The sequence below is a fragment of the Nonomuraea sp. 3-1Str genome, assembly GCF_031570565.1.
In the GTDB taxonomy this organism is placed as follows: Bacteria; Actinomycetota; Actinomycetes; order Streptosporangiales; family Streptosporangiaceae; genus Nonomuraea.
Genome location: NZ_JALHBK010000055.1, coordinates 1 through 15,158 on the forward strand (window position 1 = coordinate 1; position 15,158 = coordinate 15,158).

The 15,158-nt window shown below is 73.2% G+C and carries 14 protein-coding genes and 1 pseudogene; 3 read left to right on the top strand and 12 right to left on the bottom strand.

Annotation, left to right across the window (positions count from 1 at the left end):
* From MTP10_RS41435 to mraZ, 3 genes and pseudogenes are all read right to left on the bottom strand, one after another.
* Positions 1-450 (bottom strand): annotated as a pseudogene (locus MTP10_RS41435) (hypothetical protein); the annotation flags it as partial.
* Positions 434-1,378, bottom strand: a complete 945-nt coding sequence (gene rsmH, locus MTP10_RS41440) for a 16S rRNA (cytosine(1402)-N(4))-methyltransferase RsmH (RefSeq protein WP_310717390.1) — start codon at positions 1,376-1,378, stop codon at positions 434-436. The pseudogene MTP10_RS41435 and the gene rsmH, both read right to left, overlap by 17 nt.
* 259 nt (positions 1,379-1,637) lie before the next feature.
* On the bottom strand, positions 1,638-2,069 hold the full coding sequence (mraZ, locus tag MTP10_RS41445) for a division/cell wall cluster transcriptional repressor MraZ (RefSeq protein ID WP_253765269.1): 432 nt from the start codon (positions 2,067-2,069) through the stop codon (positions 1,638-1,640).
* 476 nt (positions 2,070-2,545) lie between these two features.
* Between mraZ and MTP10_RS41450 the strand changes: the two genes are divergently transcribed.
* The 3 genes from MTP10_RS41450 to MTP10_RS41460 are packed head-to-tail and all read left to right on the top strand — an operon-like array spanning position 2,546 to position 7,289.
* Entirely contained in the window at positions 2,546-3,523 is a 978-nt protein-coding gene (locus MTP10_RS41450; protein ID WP_310717391.1) for a MoxR family ATPase, read from the top strand.
* Positions 3,520-4,782: a DUF58 domain-containing protein gene (locus MTP10_RS41455; RefSeq protein ID WP_310717392.1), complete on the top strand. Its 1,263-nt coding sequence runs from the start codon at positions 3,520-3,522 to the stop codon at positions 4,780-4,782. The genes MTP10_RS41450 and MTP10_RS41455 overlap by 4 nt, the downstream gene beginning before the upstream one ends.
* The gene (locus MTP10_RS41460) at positions 4,779-7,289 is read left to right on the top strand and encodes a DUF3488 and transglutaminase-like domain-containing protein (RefSeq protein WP_310717393.1); all 2,511 of its coding nucleotides are present in this window, start codon (positions 4,779-4,781) and stop codon (positions 7,287-7,289) included. The genes MTP10_RS41455 and MTP10_RS41460 overlap by 4 nt, the downstream gene beginning before the upstream one ends.
* A gap of 345 nt (positions 7,290-7,634) precedes the next feature.
* Here MTP10_RS41460 and MTP10_RS41465 read toward each other — a convergent pair whose 3' ends face one another.
* From MTP10_RS41465 to MTP10_RS41505, 9 genes are all read right to left on the bottom strand, one after another.
* Positions 7,635-8,030: a DUF3040 domain-containing protein gene (locus tag MTP10_RS41465; RefSeq protein WP_310717394.1), complete on the bottom strand. Its 396-nt coding sequence runs from the start codon at positions 8,028-8,030 to the stop codon at positions 7,635-7,637.
* 212 nt (positions 8,031-8,242) lie between these two features.
* On the bottom strand, positions 8,243-9,484 hold the full coding sequence (locus tag MTP10_RS41470) for a DNA polymerase IV (RefSeq protein ID WP_310717395.1): 1,242 nt from the start codon (positions 9,482-9,484) through the stop codon (positions 8,243-8,245).
* 43 nt (positions 9,485-9,527) lie between these two features.
* A complete protein-coding gene (locus tag MTP10_RS41475) occupies positions 9,528-10,280 on the bottom strand; it encodes a methyltransferase domain-containing protein (protein WP_310717396.1) in 753 nt (250 codons plus the stop codon).
* A 156-nt stretch (positions 10,281-10,436) separates the two neighbouring features.
* On the bottom strand, positions 10,437-11,270 hold the full coding sequence (locus MTP10_RS41480; RefSeq protein WP_310717397.1) for a hypothetical protein: 834 nt from the start codon (positions 11,268-11,270) through the stop codon (positions 10,437-10,439).
* Positions 11,271-11,361: 91 nt separating this feature from the next.
* Positions 11,362-12,144, bottom strand: a complete 783-nt coding sequence (locus tag MTP10_RS41485) for a MerR family transcriptional regulator (RefSeq protein ID WP_310717398.1) — start codon at positions 12,142-12,144, stop codon at positions 11,362-11,364.
* Positions 12,145-12,200: 56 nt separating this feature from the next.
* Entirely contained in the window at positions 12,201-12,611 is a 411-nt protein-coding gene (gene nusB, locus MTP10_RS41490; RefSeq protein WP_310717399.1) for a transcription antitermination factor NusB, read from the bottom strand.
* Position 12,612: 1 nt separating this feature from the next.
* Positions 12,613-13,173, bottom strand: coding sequence for an elongation factor P (gene efp / locus MTP10_RS41495; RefSeq protein WP_310717400.1), 561 nt, complete (start codon positions 13,171-13,173; stop codon positions 12,613-12,615).
* Between the two features lie 25 nt (positions 13,174-13,198).
* Positions 13,199-14,254: a Xaa-Pro peptidase family protein gene (locus tag MTP10_RS41500; protein ID WP_310717401.1), complete on the bottom strand. Its 1,056-nt coding sequence runs from the start codon at positions 14,252-14,254 to the stop codon at positions 13,199-13,201.
* Positions 14,255-14,268: 14 nt separating this feature from the next.
* The gene (locus MTP10_RS41505) at positions 14,269-15,078 is read right to left on the bottom strand and encodes a hypothetical protein (protein ID WP_310717402.1); all 810 of its coding nucleotides are present in this window, start codon (positions 15,076-15,078) and stop codon (positions 14,269-14,271) included.
* Positions 15,079-15,158: the final 80 nt, after the last annotated feature.

The following is a 15,158-nucleotide window of genomic DNA, read 5'->3' on the forward strand; positions in this document are numbered from 1 at the left end:
CGGCTCGCCGGACGGCCGGGCGGGCGGCGCGGCCGGGGCCGTGCCTCCCGCCGCCATGCCTGCCTGGCCCGTGCCTCCCGGGCCGGTGAGCGTGCGGGTGCCGCTCTTCGGCTGCTGCGGAGGGGCGGGCCTGCGCCTGCTCGCGGCACCGCCCTTGACGCCCCCGCGCGTGGAGCCTGGCCTGGCCCCGCCCGGCCTGGACGTGCCGGGCTTGGGCTCGGGCGGCGTGAGGTCGGGCAGCGTGATCTCGGGCATGGCGGTGCCCGCGGCGGCCTCACCGGAGGCGGCCGAGCCGGAACCGGACGCCCCACGGCCGGACGGGCCGAGGTCGGACGCGGGCGCGCCGGGCACGGCGGTGCCGGCCGCGGCCGTCTCGGGCGCGCCGGGCTCGAGCACGGTGCCGCGGGCGGAGGCGCGCCGCCTGGTCTCCTGCTCAGTCGTGGTCGTCAACACGGATCCTCTCTGCCGCCCGAAGCCGGGCCGAGGCCGCCCGCGGGTTGCGGGCGAGCTCTTCTTCGCCGGGGAGCTCGGCCCCCCTCGTCACCAGGCGGAACCGCGGCTGGTGTGCCGGCAGCGGGACGGGGAGCCCGGGAGGGCTGGTGTCCCTGGTTCGCGCCGTGAGGACCTGCTTGGTGAGCCGGTCCTCCAGGGAGTGGTAGGAGAGCACGACGACTCGCCCACCGAGTGCCAGCGCGTCGAGGGCCGCGGGCAGCGCCGCCTCCAGGGCGGCGAGCTCCGCGTTGACCTCGATGCGCAGCGCTTGGAAAGTCCTTTTGGCGGGGTTGCCACCGGTGCGCCGGGTAGCGGCGGGAATCGCTTGACGAACGATCTCCGCAAGCCGCTTCGTCGACGTTATGGCCTCCTTGGCCCTTTCCTTGACAATTAGGCCAGCGACACGCGGTGCGAACCGTTCCTCGCCGTAATCGCGGAGGATGCGGATTAGGTCCCCGGCTGAGTAGGTATTGACCACCTTCTCCGCCGTGAGCTCCTGCTCGGTGTCCATCCGCATGTCCAGCGGGGCGTCATAGGAGTACGCGAACCCGCGCCCGGCCTCGTCCAGCTGCGGTGAGGAGACCCCCAGGTCGAACAGCACACCGTCGACCGTGGCGCGGCCGAGGGCGGGGCCGGTGGCGGCGAGCACCTCGGCGAGCTGGTCGGAGGAGGCGTGGACCAGGGTGGTCCGTTCCGCGTACGGGGCGAGCCTGCGCGTGGAGAAGTCGATCGCGAACGGGTCGCGGTCGATGCCGATCAGGTGAAGTGCGGGATAGGCGGCGAGCAGGGCCTCCGAGTGGCCACCGAGGCCGAGGTTGGCGTCGACGACGACGGGCCGCTCACCGCCCAGCGCCGGAGCCAGCAGCTCCAGTACGCGGTCGAGCATGACCGGAACGTGACCACCCGTACCTGTGGCGTCGTGCATCTCCAACCCCCCTCTCGCGTCCTTTGCTCGCGGATGACGCGGTCGGCGATCCTATCGGCCTTGCCTGGGTCCCCACCCGGTGCCGCCCGGCCAGGTCCCCATCCGCACCCTCTTCGTGGAAGCCCGCCATCTGACACCGGGGAAGGTGCATCAGCTGGCCGGCAGTGGTTGCGGGTGGAGACCTCGCCGAACGACATCGCCGACGGATCAACCGTGACTTCTACAAGATCCCTGGCAGCACCTCCTCCGACAGATCGGCGAACGCCTGCTCCTGTGCGTTGAGGTAGGTGTCCCACGCCTGCGCGTCCCAGATCTCCAACCGGGTGTTGGCCCCGATGACGACGCAGTCGCGTTGCAGGCCGGCGTACTGGCGCAGGCTCTGCGGGATGGTGATGCGGCCCTGCTTGTCGGGGGTCTCGTCGGACGCGCTGGCGAAGAAGACGCGGCTGTAGTCACGCACCGCCTTGGCGGTGACCGGGGCGGTACTGAGAGCCTCGGTTATGCGCTGGAACTCCTCCACGGGAAAAACGTAGAGGCATCGCTCCTGGCCTTTGGTGATCACAAGACCCTCCGCCAGCTCCTCACGGTACTTAGCCGGCAGGAACAGCCGTCCCTTGTCGTCCAGACGCGGTTGATGGGTGCCGAGGAACATCGGCTCCACCTCCCGTGCCTAGTGAAGCGCTCGACGCTGGCGCACCGGCCCTCCACTGCGCACCACCATACTCCACTTCTCCCCACCGTCAACTGATTCAACCCCATGTCGCGGGCCGATCGGCTCGCGTTTTCGCAGGTCAGAGAGGTGGAGTGCGGTGGGGGGCGCGAGGGGCGCGCCGGCCGTGGCGGGCGTGTCGAGGGGGCGGGAAAGGCCGCCGCAGAACGGAACAAGCGCGCGGAGCCACATGCGTGGAGGAAAGTGGGGCGCGCATGGTAGCCCCGATGTCACCGGATTCGCACGGCTATGGCACGAGAACAGGACACTGTCCAAGTTCTCTGGAAAATCGGCAAATGTCGCCCCAGAACCCGCAGCATCGTAGGGTCGTACACACAATGGAAAAGGAACGGCATGGCTCCCGCAATGGCTCCGCCGCCGGCCGGGACGACCGTCGCACTTCTTCTCATGGAGGCCTGGTGGCAGTTACCCATGACGTCCCTCACCAGCTCGAAGAGCTGGTCTCCACCGCGCACCGGATCCGCGAGGCCATCGAGTCGGTCGTCGAAGGCAAGAGCGACGCCGTCCGGCTGACCCTCACCGTGCTGCTGGCCGAGGGTCATCTGCTGATCGAGGACGTCCCCGGCGTCGGCAAGACCATGCTGGCCAAGGCGCTGGCGCGCTCCATCGACTGCCCGGTGCGCCGGGTGCAGTTCACCCCCGACCTTCTGCCCAGCGACATCACCGGCGTCAGCGCCTACAACCAGCAGACCCGCGAGTTCGAGTTCAAGCCCGGCCCCGTCTTCGCCAACATCGTGGTCGGGGACGAGATCAACCGGGCCTCGCCCAAGACGCAGTCGGCCCTCCTCGAATGCATGGAGGAGCACCAGGTCACGGTCGACGGCGTGACGTACCGGCTCGACAGCCCCTTCATGGTGATCGCCACGCAGAACCCCATCGAGATGGAGGGCACCTATCCCCTGCCCGAGGCGCAGCGCGACCGCTTCACCGCGCGCGTCGCGATGGGATACCCGGAGCCGCGCGCAGAGCTGGAGATGCTCGACGTCCACGGCGGCGCCTCCCCGCTGGACAAGCTGGAGCCGGTCGCGACCACCGCCGAGGTGCGGGCGCTGATCGAGGCGGTGCGCGGGGTGTACGTGTCGCAGCCGGTCAAGAAGTACGCGATCGACCTGGTCGTCGCCACCCGTCACTCCCCCGACCTGCGGCTCGGCGCCTCGCCCCGCTCGACGTTGCAGCTCGTCCGCGCGGCCAGGGCACACGCCGCGCTCGCCGGCCGCGACTACGTCATCCCGGACGACCTGCAGGACCTGGCCGTGCCCGTGCTGGCGCACCGGCTGCTGCCGAGCGTCGAGGCCCAGGGCCAGCGCCGTCATCCGGAGCAGGTGGTGACCGACCTCGTCAGGCGCGTGCCCGTGCCGGAGACCAGCGCCTCGTGAGGACGGGGCTGCGGGCGCTGACCGCGCGGGGCCGGTCGTTCCTCGCCTCCGGTGTCGCGGCGCTGGTGATGGCGGTTCTGCTGGGCGAGAACGACCTGTTCAGGATCGGGGTGCTGGTGGCGGCGCTGCCGCTGCTGGCCGCGATGGTGGTGGCGCGCACCCGGTACCGGCTGAGCTGCGCCAGACGGCTGGACCCGGCCAGGGCCGAGGTGGGCGGGGAGGCCACCGTGACCCTGCGCCTGGAGAACGTCACCCGCCTGCCCACCGGCCTGCTGCTCATCGAGGACACGGTGCCGTACGCGCTGGGCGTGCGGCCCCGGTTCGTCCTGGACAAGGTCGAGGCCCGCGGCATCCGCGAGATCGACTACCGGGTCCGCTCCGACCTGCGCGGCCGTTACACGATCGGGCCGCTGTCGGTGCGCATCGCCGACCCGTTCGGGCTGGTGGAGCTGTCGCGCGCGTTCACGATCGCCGACACGCTCGTGGTGACGCCGCAGGTCGTGGCGCTGCCGCACGTACGGCTGTCCGGCGAGTGGACGGGCGGCGGCGACAGCCGCACGAGGAGCGTGGCCGCGGCCGGCGACGACGACGTGGCGCCGCGCGAGTACCGGCAGGGCGACGACCTGCGGCGCGTCCACTGGCGGTCCACGGCCCGGCGCGGCGAGCTGATGGTGCGGCGCGAGGAGCAGCAGTGGCAGAGCCGCGGCGCGCTCCTGCTGGACACCCGCCGCCACGCCCACCGCGGCGAGGGGCCGCGCTCGTCGTTCGAGGTGGCGGTCTCGGCCGCGGCCTCCATCGGCGTGCACCTCGCCCGCGAGGGCCTCGGCCTGCGCCTGGTCACCGACCAGGGCGCCGAGCACCTGACGGACGCGGGCCTGAGCTGGTCGCTGCTGGACACGCTGGCCGTGGTACGGCAGAGCCCGGTCCGCTCCCTGGACATGGCGGTCTCGGCACTGCGGCAGGGCGGCGGCGACGGGCTGGTCGTGGCCGTGCTCGGGTCCCTCGACCCGGAGGAGGCCAGGGAGCTGGGACGGGTGCGGCACAGCGGCATCACGGGGGTGGCGGTGCTGCTCGACGTGAACACCTGGGACGGGAGCGAGTCCGGCTCGGACGAGGACTACCACGCGGTGGAGACCGTGCTGACCGGCTACGGCTGGCGCATCGTGCGACTGCCCGCGGGCACGTCGATCGCCTCCGTCTGGCAGGCCGCCGCCAACCGCGGCAGATACGCGTTCAGTCCGGCGGGAGGTGCGGCATGAGGTTGTCGGTCGCCGCAGCGGTGGCCACGTTCTGCTCCTCGATCCTGCTCTATCCGCTGTTCGAGGGCGGTTCGTGGTTCTGGGGGACGCTGGGCGCGGTGCTCGCGGTCCTGGCCGCGAGCCTGCTGAGCGGCCGGCTGTCGCTGCCCGCGTGGGCGGCGACGCTGGTGAGCCTGCTCGCGCTGTGGATCTACCTGACCGCGTCGTTCGCCGCGGACAAGGCGTGGGCGCTGGTCCTGCCGACCAGGGCGTCGGCGGTGGAGCTGGCCCGGCTGCTCGCGGCCGGGTGGGACGACATCCAGCGCTTCGCCGCGCCGGTGCCCGCCAACACCGCCATCACGCTGCTGACCTGCGGCGGCGTGGGGCTGATCGCGCTCCTGGTGGACCTGCTGGCGGCGCGGACGCGGCGGGCGGCGCTGGCCGGGCTGCCGCTGCTGGCGCTGGTCACGGTGCCCGCGACGATCCTGTCCGACCCGATCGGCTGGCCGGCGTTCGTGATCGCCGCGTCCGGGTTCCTGGGGCTGCTCATGGCCGACGGCCGGGAGCGGGTGGGCCACTGGGGGCGGGCGGTGCTGGTGCGCCGCACCACCCGCGCGGCCGCCCCCCAGGCCCCGGCCCAGGCCGCGGTCCGCGTGCGGGAGACCGCCGACACGCGGGGGCTGCGGCTGTCGGGCAAGCGGATCGGGTTCGCCGCGGTGGTGATCGCCGTCCTGGTGCCGGCCGCGCTGCCGGTGATGGAGCCGGTGTCGTTCTTCACGTTCGGCGTGGGCGGCAGGGGCCCGGGCGCCGGCAACTCGATCAGCATCGCGAACCCGATCGCGAGCCTGAGAGGCCAGTTGAACCTGCCCGAGCAGCGGGTCGTGCTGTCGTACACCAACAGCGACGACAAGCCTCGCTACCTGCGGATCTATGCGCTCGACACGTTCGACGGCGAGCAGTTCGGCATGACCGATCCGGAGGGCTCGCCGGACAACCGGACCGAGAACGGCCCGCTCCCGCCGCCGCCCGGCCTCCAACGGGGCGTGCCGGTCGCCAACGTGGTGAGCGACATCCAGATCAGCGACGAGATCGCGAAGCTGTCGTTCCTGCCGCTGCCGTACCCGCCGAGGCAGGTCCGCGTGGACGGCGACTGGCGGGCCGACGTGGACACCCTCATGGTCTTCTCGACCAGGGAGGAGGCCGCCGCGGGTCTGGAGTACAAGGTGAGCAGCAGCGAGCCGGTGCCGACCAGCGCCCTGCTCCGGTCACTGCCGCGGTCGACGGCCGGGGTCGACGCCCGCTACCTGCGGCTGCCGGACAACCTGCCCCCCAAGATCCGGGAGCTGGCCCAGGAGATCACGAAGGGCGCCCGCACCCACTACGACGCGGCGGTCAAGCTGCAGGAGTTCTTCACCAAGACCGGGAACTTCACCTACAGCCTGCAGACCCAGGGGCACGGCAACTCGGCGCTGGAGGACTTCCTGCTGCACAGCCGGGCCGGGTACTGTGAGCAGTTCGCCATGTCGATGGCGGTGCTGGCCAGGCTGACGGGCATCCCGGCGCGGGTGGCGATCGGCTACACCGGCGGTACGAAGATCGGCGACCGCTGGACGGTCGGGACGAACGACTCCCATTCCTGGCCCGAGCTGTACTTCGAGGGCGTGGGCTGGCTGCCGTTCGAGCCGACGCCGGCCGGCTCGCTGGGTCAGGGCAGCGCCCGCGTCCCCGCGTACACGGTGCCGCCGCCGGACCCGGTGGGTGACAGCTCCACGCCGTCGCCCGGCGCGACGAGCAGCTCCGCCGACGAGCCCCTGTCGCCGCAGGCCCGGCAGAACCCGCGCCAGCTGGACCGCGAGGCCACCCTGCAGACGGGCATGCTGCCGGCGGAGGAGTCGACGCCGCTGGCCGCCCAGCTGGGCATCGGCGCGGGCGTGCTCCTGCTGCTCCTGCTCGTGCCGGCCGGGCTGCGGCTGCTCGCCCGCGGGCGGCGGCTGCGCCGCCTGGGTCGCGCGGGCGGCGCCCCGGACGGATCGCCGCGCGCGGACTCCGGTACGGGAGCCGGCGCCGGAACGGGTGCGGCAGCGGGGACGGGCATGAGCGCGGGCGCGAGGGCCGGGAGCGGGCGGCTGCCGTCCGTCGCGGCCGTCTGGGCCGAGCTCGACGACCTGCTGCTGGACTACGGGCTGGAGCGCGGCACCAGCGAGACGCCGCGGGCGCTGGCGCGCAGGCTGGCCGAGCGGTACGAGTTCGACGCCGGCTCGGCGGCGGCCATCACGGCCATCGCGTCGGCGGTGGAGCGGTCGCTGTTCGCCCGCTCGCCCGGCGAGATCGGCCCGGTGCGGCAGGACCTGCGCACGGTGCGGAAGGCTCTCGCGGCGACGGCGTCGCGCGGCAGGCGGCTGCGGGCGCTGCTGCTGCCGCCCTCGACGCTGCGCAGGATGCGGCTCATGGGCGAGCGGCTGCTGGACGGGTTCGACCGGCTGGAGAACCTGCGACTGCGGAGGACGGCGGCCGAGAAGGGCTCGTGACGGGAGGCGGCCCGTGGTGACCGGCCCGTGGTGACCGGCCCGTGGTGACCGGCCCGGGGTGACCGGCCCGGGGTGACCGGCGCGGGGTGGTGATTCGCCGGCCGGGTGCCGTGGCGGGATCGTGCGGTCGTTCCCTTGGGGGGCGGCCGCACGAGCACGCGGAGGCGATCCGTCGGCGAGCGCTGCCGGGGGTGAGCCTGCGGCGGACGCGCGTGAGGAGTGAGTGAGCGGGCGCGCCCGGGGTAAAGCCGTCGGCGGGCGCGCGTGGGGGCGAGGTGGCCCGGCGGTGCCGGGCCTGGGCCGTGCGGCCCGGCGGGGACGCCGGGTCTGGCCCGATGGGAGGGGTCAGCGCTCGTCGTGACGGCGGCGCCAGCGCTCTTCCATACGCTCCATGAACGTGCCCCGGCCACCGCGCCGCGCCGCCGGCTTACCCGGGGCGGGAACGGAGCCGGTGGCGGTGTCCACGAACCCGTTCATGCGTTTCCAGCTGGACAGGCCCCACAGACACGCGGCGAGCATGACCACGAAACCGCCGACGCCGAGCGGAATCAGGTTGATCACCACACCCACCATGAGGAGCACGACACCGAGGGCAAAGCCGACGGAGGCCTTGATCAGGCGGCGCTTGTAATGGCTGCGGGGGTCACTGATCCTGACGGTGTTGGCCCACTTCGGATCCTCGGCGTAGAGTGCCTGCTCGATCTGGTCGAGCAAGCGCTGCTCGTGCTCAGAGAGCGGCACGGCGCCTCCCAAGGACGGCCCCATTACGGGGAAGACGGCAACGGACGACACGGGGTGTCCGGACCTCGCGGTCGGTTATCCCCAGAATACGAGGCTGTAGACGTAGGCGAAAGCAAACGTCCAACGCAGACCAAACCGGAGGTGACGTCATAGCTCCATTGTGGGTCATCTAGGCACCACTCCCCACACTCCCCCCAGGTCCCGACATGGCGTCATGCTTCCATTTCATCAAGTCTTCCGCGCACAAGCGACGCCGGGAGCACCGCATCCGGCCCGAATCTGCGGATCGCCTTGTCCATCGCGCGTTCGGCCTCCCGCCATCCCGTCTCCCGCTCGCCGAGGCTGAGCTGCCGCGCCGCGGAGTCGGCCGGCCTGAGGTTCTCCATCCTGACACCGACGAGGCGAAGGCGCACCCGCTCCAGCCCTGCCGCCTCGAACAGCTCGCAGGCCGTGGCATAGATTTCCTGGGCCACGTCGGTCGGCTCCTTGAGGGTGCGCGAGCGGGTGATGGTGGTGAAGTCGGCCCGGCGCAGCTTCACGCTCACCGTCCGGCCCACGTGCCCGGCCGCCCGCATCCTGCCCGCCACGCGCTCCGACAGGCGTAGCAGCTCCCGCCTGATCGCCTCGGGGTCGTCCACGTCGGCGGCGAACGTCTCCTCGTTGCCGATGCTCTTGTCGGGCGCGTGGGCGGTGACGGGCCGCTCGTCGCGGCCCCACGCCAGCTCGGCCAGGTGGCCGCCGGCGGCCTGCCCCAGCTCGCGCCGGAGCGTGGCGGGCGGCACCCGGGCCAGGTCGCCCACCGTGCGGATGCCCAGCCGTACGAGCGCCCGCTCCGTGCGCTCGCCGACGCCCCACAGCGCCGAGACGGGCAGGGGGTGCAGGAACGCCACCACCTCGGCCTCGGGCACCACGAGCAGACCGTCGGGCTTGCACTGCTTGGAGGCGAGCTTGGCGACGAACTTGCTGCTCGCCACCCCCACCGAGCACGTGATGCCGTAGCGGTCACGGACCTGCTCGCGGATCATCGCGGCGATCCGCGCGGGCGGGCCCAGCCGGCGCCTGGCGCCGCCGACGTCGAGGAACGCCTCGTCGGAGGCGATCGGCTCGACCAGCGGGGTGATCGCGTGGAAGATCTCCATGACGCCCCGGGACACCTCGGAGTACTTCCCGTGGCTCGGCGGGATGATCGTGGCCTGCGGGCACATCCGGCGGGCCCTGCTCATGGGCATCGCCGAGTGCACGCCGTACGCCCTGGCCTCGTAGGTGGCACTGAGCACCACGCCCCGGCCGGCGGGCGAGCCGACGATCACCGGGCGGCCGCGCAGCTCCGGCCGCTCCAGCAGCTCGACGCTCGCGAAGAACGCGTCCATGTCGACGTGCAGGATCGGGCAGCCGCTGTCATCGACCCCGGTCCGCGGAGCGGGGCCGATGCCGGTGATCTGCTTGCGGGACACGTCCTCGATTCTATCCGAACACGAGTGCGAACGCCCGGCGGGTTCAGCTCCGCCGGGCGAGAACGTGCAGCTGCGTGGCGATGTCGCGCAGGACGGGGTGGCCCGCGGCGGCCTGCTCCAGCGCCACCAGCGCCTCGGCCGCGCCGGGCTCGCCGTCGACCAGCCGGCTGGGCACCAGGTCGGCGAAGACCCGCACGCCGTGCACGGCCCCCACCGCGAAGCCGGTCGCCGCCAGCAGCTCGGACAGGGCCTCGGCGGTGTAGCGGCGCGGGGTGGGGTCGCGGTCGCCCCAGCGGCCCTCGGGGTCGGCGAGCGCCGTACGGGCCTCGTCGAAATGGCCGGCCAGCGCGCGGTGCAGGGCGGCCGCCACCGGGTTGGCCGTCAGCACGCTCACCGCGCCGCCCCGGCGCAGGAGCCCCGCGACGGCGGTCATCGCGCCGATCGGGTCGTCGACGTACTCCAGCACGCTGTGGCACAGCACCAGGTCGGCACCGTCGCGGTCGAGCAGGTCGGCCAGGTCGGCCGCGTCGCCCTGCAGCCCCCGCACGCCGACGCCCTTCTCCTTGGCCCGGCGCTCCAGCGCGGCCAGCGAGTCGGGGCTCGGGTCGACGACCGTGACGGTGTGGCCCAGCTCGGCCATCGGCACGGCGAACCCTCCGGTGCCGCCGCCGGCGTCGACGATGTCGAGCCGGTCGCGCCCGGTGGCCTCTCCCAGCCGGGCCAGCTCGGCCAGCAACGCGTCCCAGACGACGGCGGTCCGCACCGCCGGGGGCCTCGTGACGCCTTCAGCACGCAACCTCGGCTCGCCTCCTTCTCGCTCCTCCGACCCGCCCCAGCCTACGCCGTCCCACGCCTCCCACGTGCTGCCACGGGTGCCGTGGGTGCCATGGGCACGGACCGTCACGGCCCGGCCGACGGGCCGGGTGCGGTGGGCGGGGACGGGTTCGGTCCGTCATGGCGCCGGGGCCGGGCGCAGGGCGCGGACCACGGCGGCGGGGTCGGCGGCGAAGAACCGCACGGACGTGACCTCGGCGCGGCCGCCGAGCGGGCGCACCACGGTGACCGGGGCGGTCAGCTCGACGGCCACGTTGGTCTGGGACGACACCGCCACCCGCAGCCGCCCGTCCACCACCATGGCCATGCCCTTCTCGTCGTACGAGCGCGCCACCACGACCGAGGCGATCAGCTCGCGCGGAATGCGGACGTCGAGGTACTCGCCGTACCGGACGCGCACCTCGTCCTCGCGCACCAGGTGCGGCCGCAGCGCGGAGGAGGCGGCCAGGGCCAGGACGAACAGCACCCCGTACACGTCCAGCAGGAGCACCGGCAGGTGGATCGCGGCAGGCACCCCGAGGGAGACGAGCAGCAGGTGCACCACGACCGTCTCCACGGCCATCGCGAAGACGAGGACGAGCAGGGTCGCCGCCTGCTCCCCCGCGTACGGGACCGCGACGGCGCCCGGCGGCACCCGGGGCCGGCCGCGCCGCACCACGAACACGACGAGAGCGGCGACCCCCCGCACCTCGAACTCCACCAGCCTGCGCACCACCGGCGGCATCAGGGCGTCGGCGGTGGCCGACAGCGCGGCCCGCCGGCCCGAGCCCTCCCGGCGCGCGGCCAGGAACAGCCGGCCGGCGACGACAGCCTCCAGCGTGAACACCAGCGCGGCGGCCCCCTCCGCGCCCGCGAGCAGGGCAACCGGCGGACGGACCCCCCACACGAGCAGCACGGCCAGCAGGCACTCGGCGGGCACGACGGCGTAGAGGGCGGCGCGTGCGAGCCTCACCACGGCAGAGCCCACGCCGTCGCAAAGCCATCACCGTGACGCGGCCTCACCACGGCACGGCTCTCACCACGGCGCCCGCTCCCCCTGGGCCTCAGCATGACGTCCGCTCGCGCAGCCGCTCCATGAGCAGCCGCAGCACCTCGGCCTGCGCGGGTGCCATCTCCCCCGCGAGTGTCTCCAGCCACCGGTCGCCGTCCGTCACCGGCGAGCCGCCCGCCGCCGGTTCTCGACTGTTCTCGATCATGGCCGAGGCCATCGCGTCGGGGATGTGCCCGGCCAGGTCGGCGGCGAGCCCGGCCACCCTGGGGTCGCCCGGGTCGGCGTCGGCGAGGTCGTCGAGCCGCCGGTAGAGGTCGAGCCCGCCGGCGAGCGTGTCCGGCTCGGTGAGGGGCCGCATCAGGTCGACCACCGCGTTCTCGCCCTCCGGGCCGCCCATGGCGCTCGCCAGCGTCAGCATCTGGCGGTCAAGCTCGGCGACGGGCGATCCGTCGAGGGACAGGCCGCGCAGCACCTCCGCCAGGCCCGCCGACATGAGGGCGCCGGACCCCTCGTCGGCGCGGGCGCGCAGCGCGGCCAGGCGTGCGCGCTTGGCCGCGATCGCCTCCTGCTCCCTGACGAGGTCGGCGTCCAGTTCCCGGAGCACCTCGCGCAGGTCGCGGCCGTCGTCGCCGGCCAGCGCGTCGCGCAGCTCGTCGAGGGAGAGCCCCAGCCGGGCGAGCTGCCGGATGCGGGCCAGGCTCACCGCGTCCGCGAGCCGGTACTCGCGGTAGCCGTTGGCCTGCCGCGCCGGCTCGGGGAGCAGGCCGATGTGGTGATAGTGGCGCACGGTCCGGGTGGACACCCCGACCAGCGCGGCCAGTTCGCCGATCCTCATGACCCCTATGAGACACGTTGACGTCGCGTCAAGGTCAACTCGTGATCGGGCGGGCCCTAGAGGGTCAGGCTGGGCTTGAGCTGCTTGAAGCGGGCCAGCAGCCCGTTGACGAACGACGGCGACTCGTCCGTCGACAGCTCACCGGCCAGGTGGACCCACTCGCTGATGACCACGCCCTCGGGCACGTCGGGCATCCAGAGCAGCTCGTAGGTGCCGCCGCGCAGGAGGTTGCGGTCGACGGCGGGCATGCGCTCCAGGGTCCAGCCCTCGGAGTAGGTGGTGATCAGCTCGTCGATGCGGGCCTGGTGGCGGGCGACGCCCTCGACCAGGGCCGAGGTGTACTCGTTGACCGGCGGCTCCTGCCGCTCCACCCGCTCGGCGAGGATCTTGAGGGGATCCTCGCCGCGGATCTCCGACTCGAAGAGGATGTCCAGCGCGCGCCTGCGTGCCTTGCCTCGTGCCGACACCTCAGGCCCGGCCGAGGTATTCGCCGCTGCGGGTGTCGACCTTGACCTTCTCGCCGGTCGTGATGAACAGCGGCACCTTGATCTCGGCGCCGGTCTCCAGCGTGGCGGGCTTGGTGCCGCCGGTGGAGCGGTCGCCCTGCAGACCGGGCTCGGTGCTGGCGATGGTCAGCTCCGCCGCGGCGGGCAGGTCGACGTAGAGGGCGGCGCCCTCGTTGAAGGCGACCGTGGCCAGCGTGTTCTCCAGCATGTAGTTGGCCGCGTCGCCGACCGTGCCGGCGGGCACGTTGACCATGTCGTAGGTCTCGGTGTCCATGAAGACGAAGTCGTCGCCGTCCCGGTAGGAGTACTGCATCTCGCGCTTGTCGACGTTGGCCACGTCGACCTTCACGCCGGCGTTGAAGGTCTTGTCGACGACCTTGCCGGACAGCACGTTCTTGAGCTTGGTGCGCACGAACGCACCGCCCTTGCCCGGCTTGACGTGCTGGAACTCCACGACGGCCCACAGGTCCCCGCCGTCGAGCTTCAGCACCATGCCGTTCTTGAGGTCGTTGGTCGTCGCCACTCGTTCTCTCCCGCGTGCGGCCGCTCTAAAGGACGAGCAGCTCCTTGGTCGTCTTCGTGAGGAGTTCCGGCTCGCCCTCACGTGTCACGAGGGTGTCCTCGATGCGAACGCCGCCCTGACCGGGAAGGTAGACCCCCGGCTCGACGGTGATCGGAACTCGATCCTCTAGTCTACCGGTCCGCGAAGGGCCCAGGAACGGCTCCTCGTGGATCGCCAGGCCGACGCCGTGGCCCAGGCCGTGCCGGAAGTGGCCGCCGTGGCCGGCCGCCTCGATGACGGAGCGGGCCGCTGCGTCCACCTGCCGGACGTCGGCGCCGGGCTTGAGCGCCTCCCGGCCGGCGCGCTGGGCGTCGGCGACGAGGTCGTACAGCTCCCGCTGCCACGCGGCGGGCTCGCCGAGGCTAACGGTACGGGTCATGTCGGCGTGGTAGCCCTCGTACTGGGCGCCGAAGTCGAGGGTGACGAGGTCGCCGGCCCGCAGCGGCCTGGTGGTGGGGATGTGGTGGGGCACGGAGCCGTTCTCGCCGGCCGCGACGATCGAGTCGAAGGCGGGCCGGGCGGCGCCGAGCTCGGCCATGCGGGCCTCCAGGAGGTGGGCCACCTCGCGCTCGGTCAGGCCGGGTGCGATGGCGCGGCAGACGTCGGCGAAGGCCTGGTCGGTGATGGCGCAGGCCGTCCGCAGGAGCTCCAGCTCGTCCTCGTCCTTGACGGCGCGCAGCGTCTCCACGACCGGCTCCAGGGGGACGAGCACCTCGCCGGAGCCGCCCAGGCGGTCGAGGAGCGACCTGTACGTGGCGATGCTCATGCTCGCGGCCTCGACGCCCGCTCCGGGCACGGCCAGCGCGCCGGCCACGTCGGTGGCCTCGACGACGGGCACGTCCAGGGTCCGCGCCCGCTCCACGTACCGGTTGTCGGTGGCCAGCAGCGCCGAGCCGTCCGCCCCGACGAGCACGGCGGCGTTGGAGCTGTCGAGGCCGGTGAGGTAGCGGACGTTGACGCGGGAGGTGACCAGGAGGGCTTCGACGCCGCGGGCGGGCAGGGCCTCGGCCAGTCTGGCCCGCCGCCCGGAGTGGATCGTCATGGCGTCAATGTACGTCAGAGCCGCCAGTCCCCCATGAAGTCGGGCAGCGGGCCGGAGGACGGCACCTCGCCCCTGGCCTGGGCCTGCCTCAGCTCGGCCATGACCTTCCTGATCTGGTCGCGGCCGGCGTCGTCGCGGCCCCGCTCGAAGCTCTTGGCCGCCTTCCTGAGCTTCTTGCGGGCGTCGTCGGCGACGCGCGGGTTCACGTCGCCGACGGCCCGCTGGGCCGTCAGGGCGTTGTCGAAGGCCCACAGCCACGCCGACCATCCGCCCGGCGGGACGACGCCGCTGGTCAGCGTGGCCTTGGGCTGCGCGGTCTCCCGGAGGGCGGTGGGCCGGCCCGACGGGATGACCACCTTGGGCGTGCTCGACGGGGACGTGGTCGGCTCGGGGGTGGGGATCGCGGGGAGCGTCTCGACCGTGGCGGCCGGGGTCGGGGTGGGGGCGGCGGTGGGCGTGTCCTCGGAGCCGCCCCACACCACGAACGCGACGGTGACGGCGGCGATCACGGCCACGGCCGCGCCGAGCTGGAGGAACAGCCGCCGGTTGGAGCCGCTGTCACGCCCGTCGCCCGGCACCGCGTCGTAGACGGCGGTGTCGCCGCCGCGCGGCGGCGGCTGCTGGAACGCGCCCGGGGCCGTGGCGCCCGGGCCCGGGGCGGGCGGTCGCGGGCCGTGTGGCGACGTGCCGGTGGCTGGGGAAGGGGCCGGGGCGGAGGGCGGGGGCGGGGCCGTGCAGGATCGCGACCCGGCCAGGCGGCAGAACGAGACCGCCGGGGACGGGCGTCGGGGGCTCGGAACCGGTGAGTTCGACCGCGAAGTCACGGCCGGCCAGGTTGACGAGCAGGGGCATGGTTCTCCTTCGAGCAGCGGCGCCCGTCCGGCGGGAGGCTTGGTGTGGCTCC

Coding starts and splice junctions, on each gene's coding strand:
- rsmH (WP_310717390.1), bottom strand. CDS start 1,378: ATGCTCGACCGCGTACTGGAGCTGCTGGCTCCGGCGCTGGGCGGTGAG.
- MTP10_RS41485 (WP_310717398.1), bottom strand. CDS start 12,144: ATGAGGATCGGCGAACTGGCCGCGCTGGTCGGGGTGTCCACCCGGACC.
- MTP10_RS41460 (WP_310717393.1), top strand. CDS start 4,779: ATGAGGTTGTCGGTCGCCGCAGCGGTGGCCACGTTCTGCTCCTCGATC.
- MTP10_RS41500 (WP_310717401.1), bottom strand. CDS start 14,254: ATGACGATCCACTCCGGGCGGCGGGCCAGACTGGCCGAGGCCCTGCCC.
- mraZ (WP_253765269.1), bottom strand. CDS start 2,069: ATGTTCCTCGGCACCCATCAACCGCGTCTGGACGACAAGGGACGGCTG.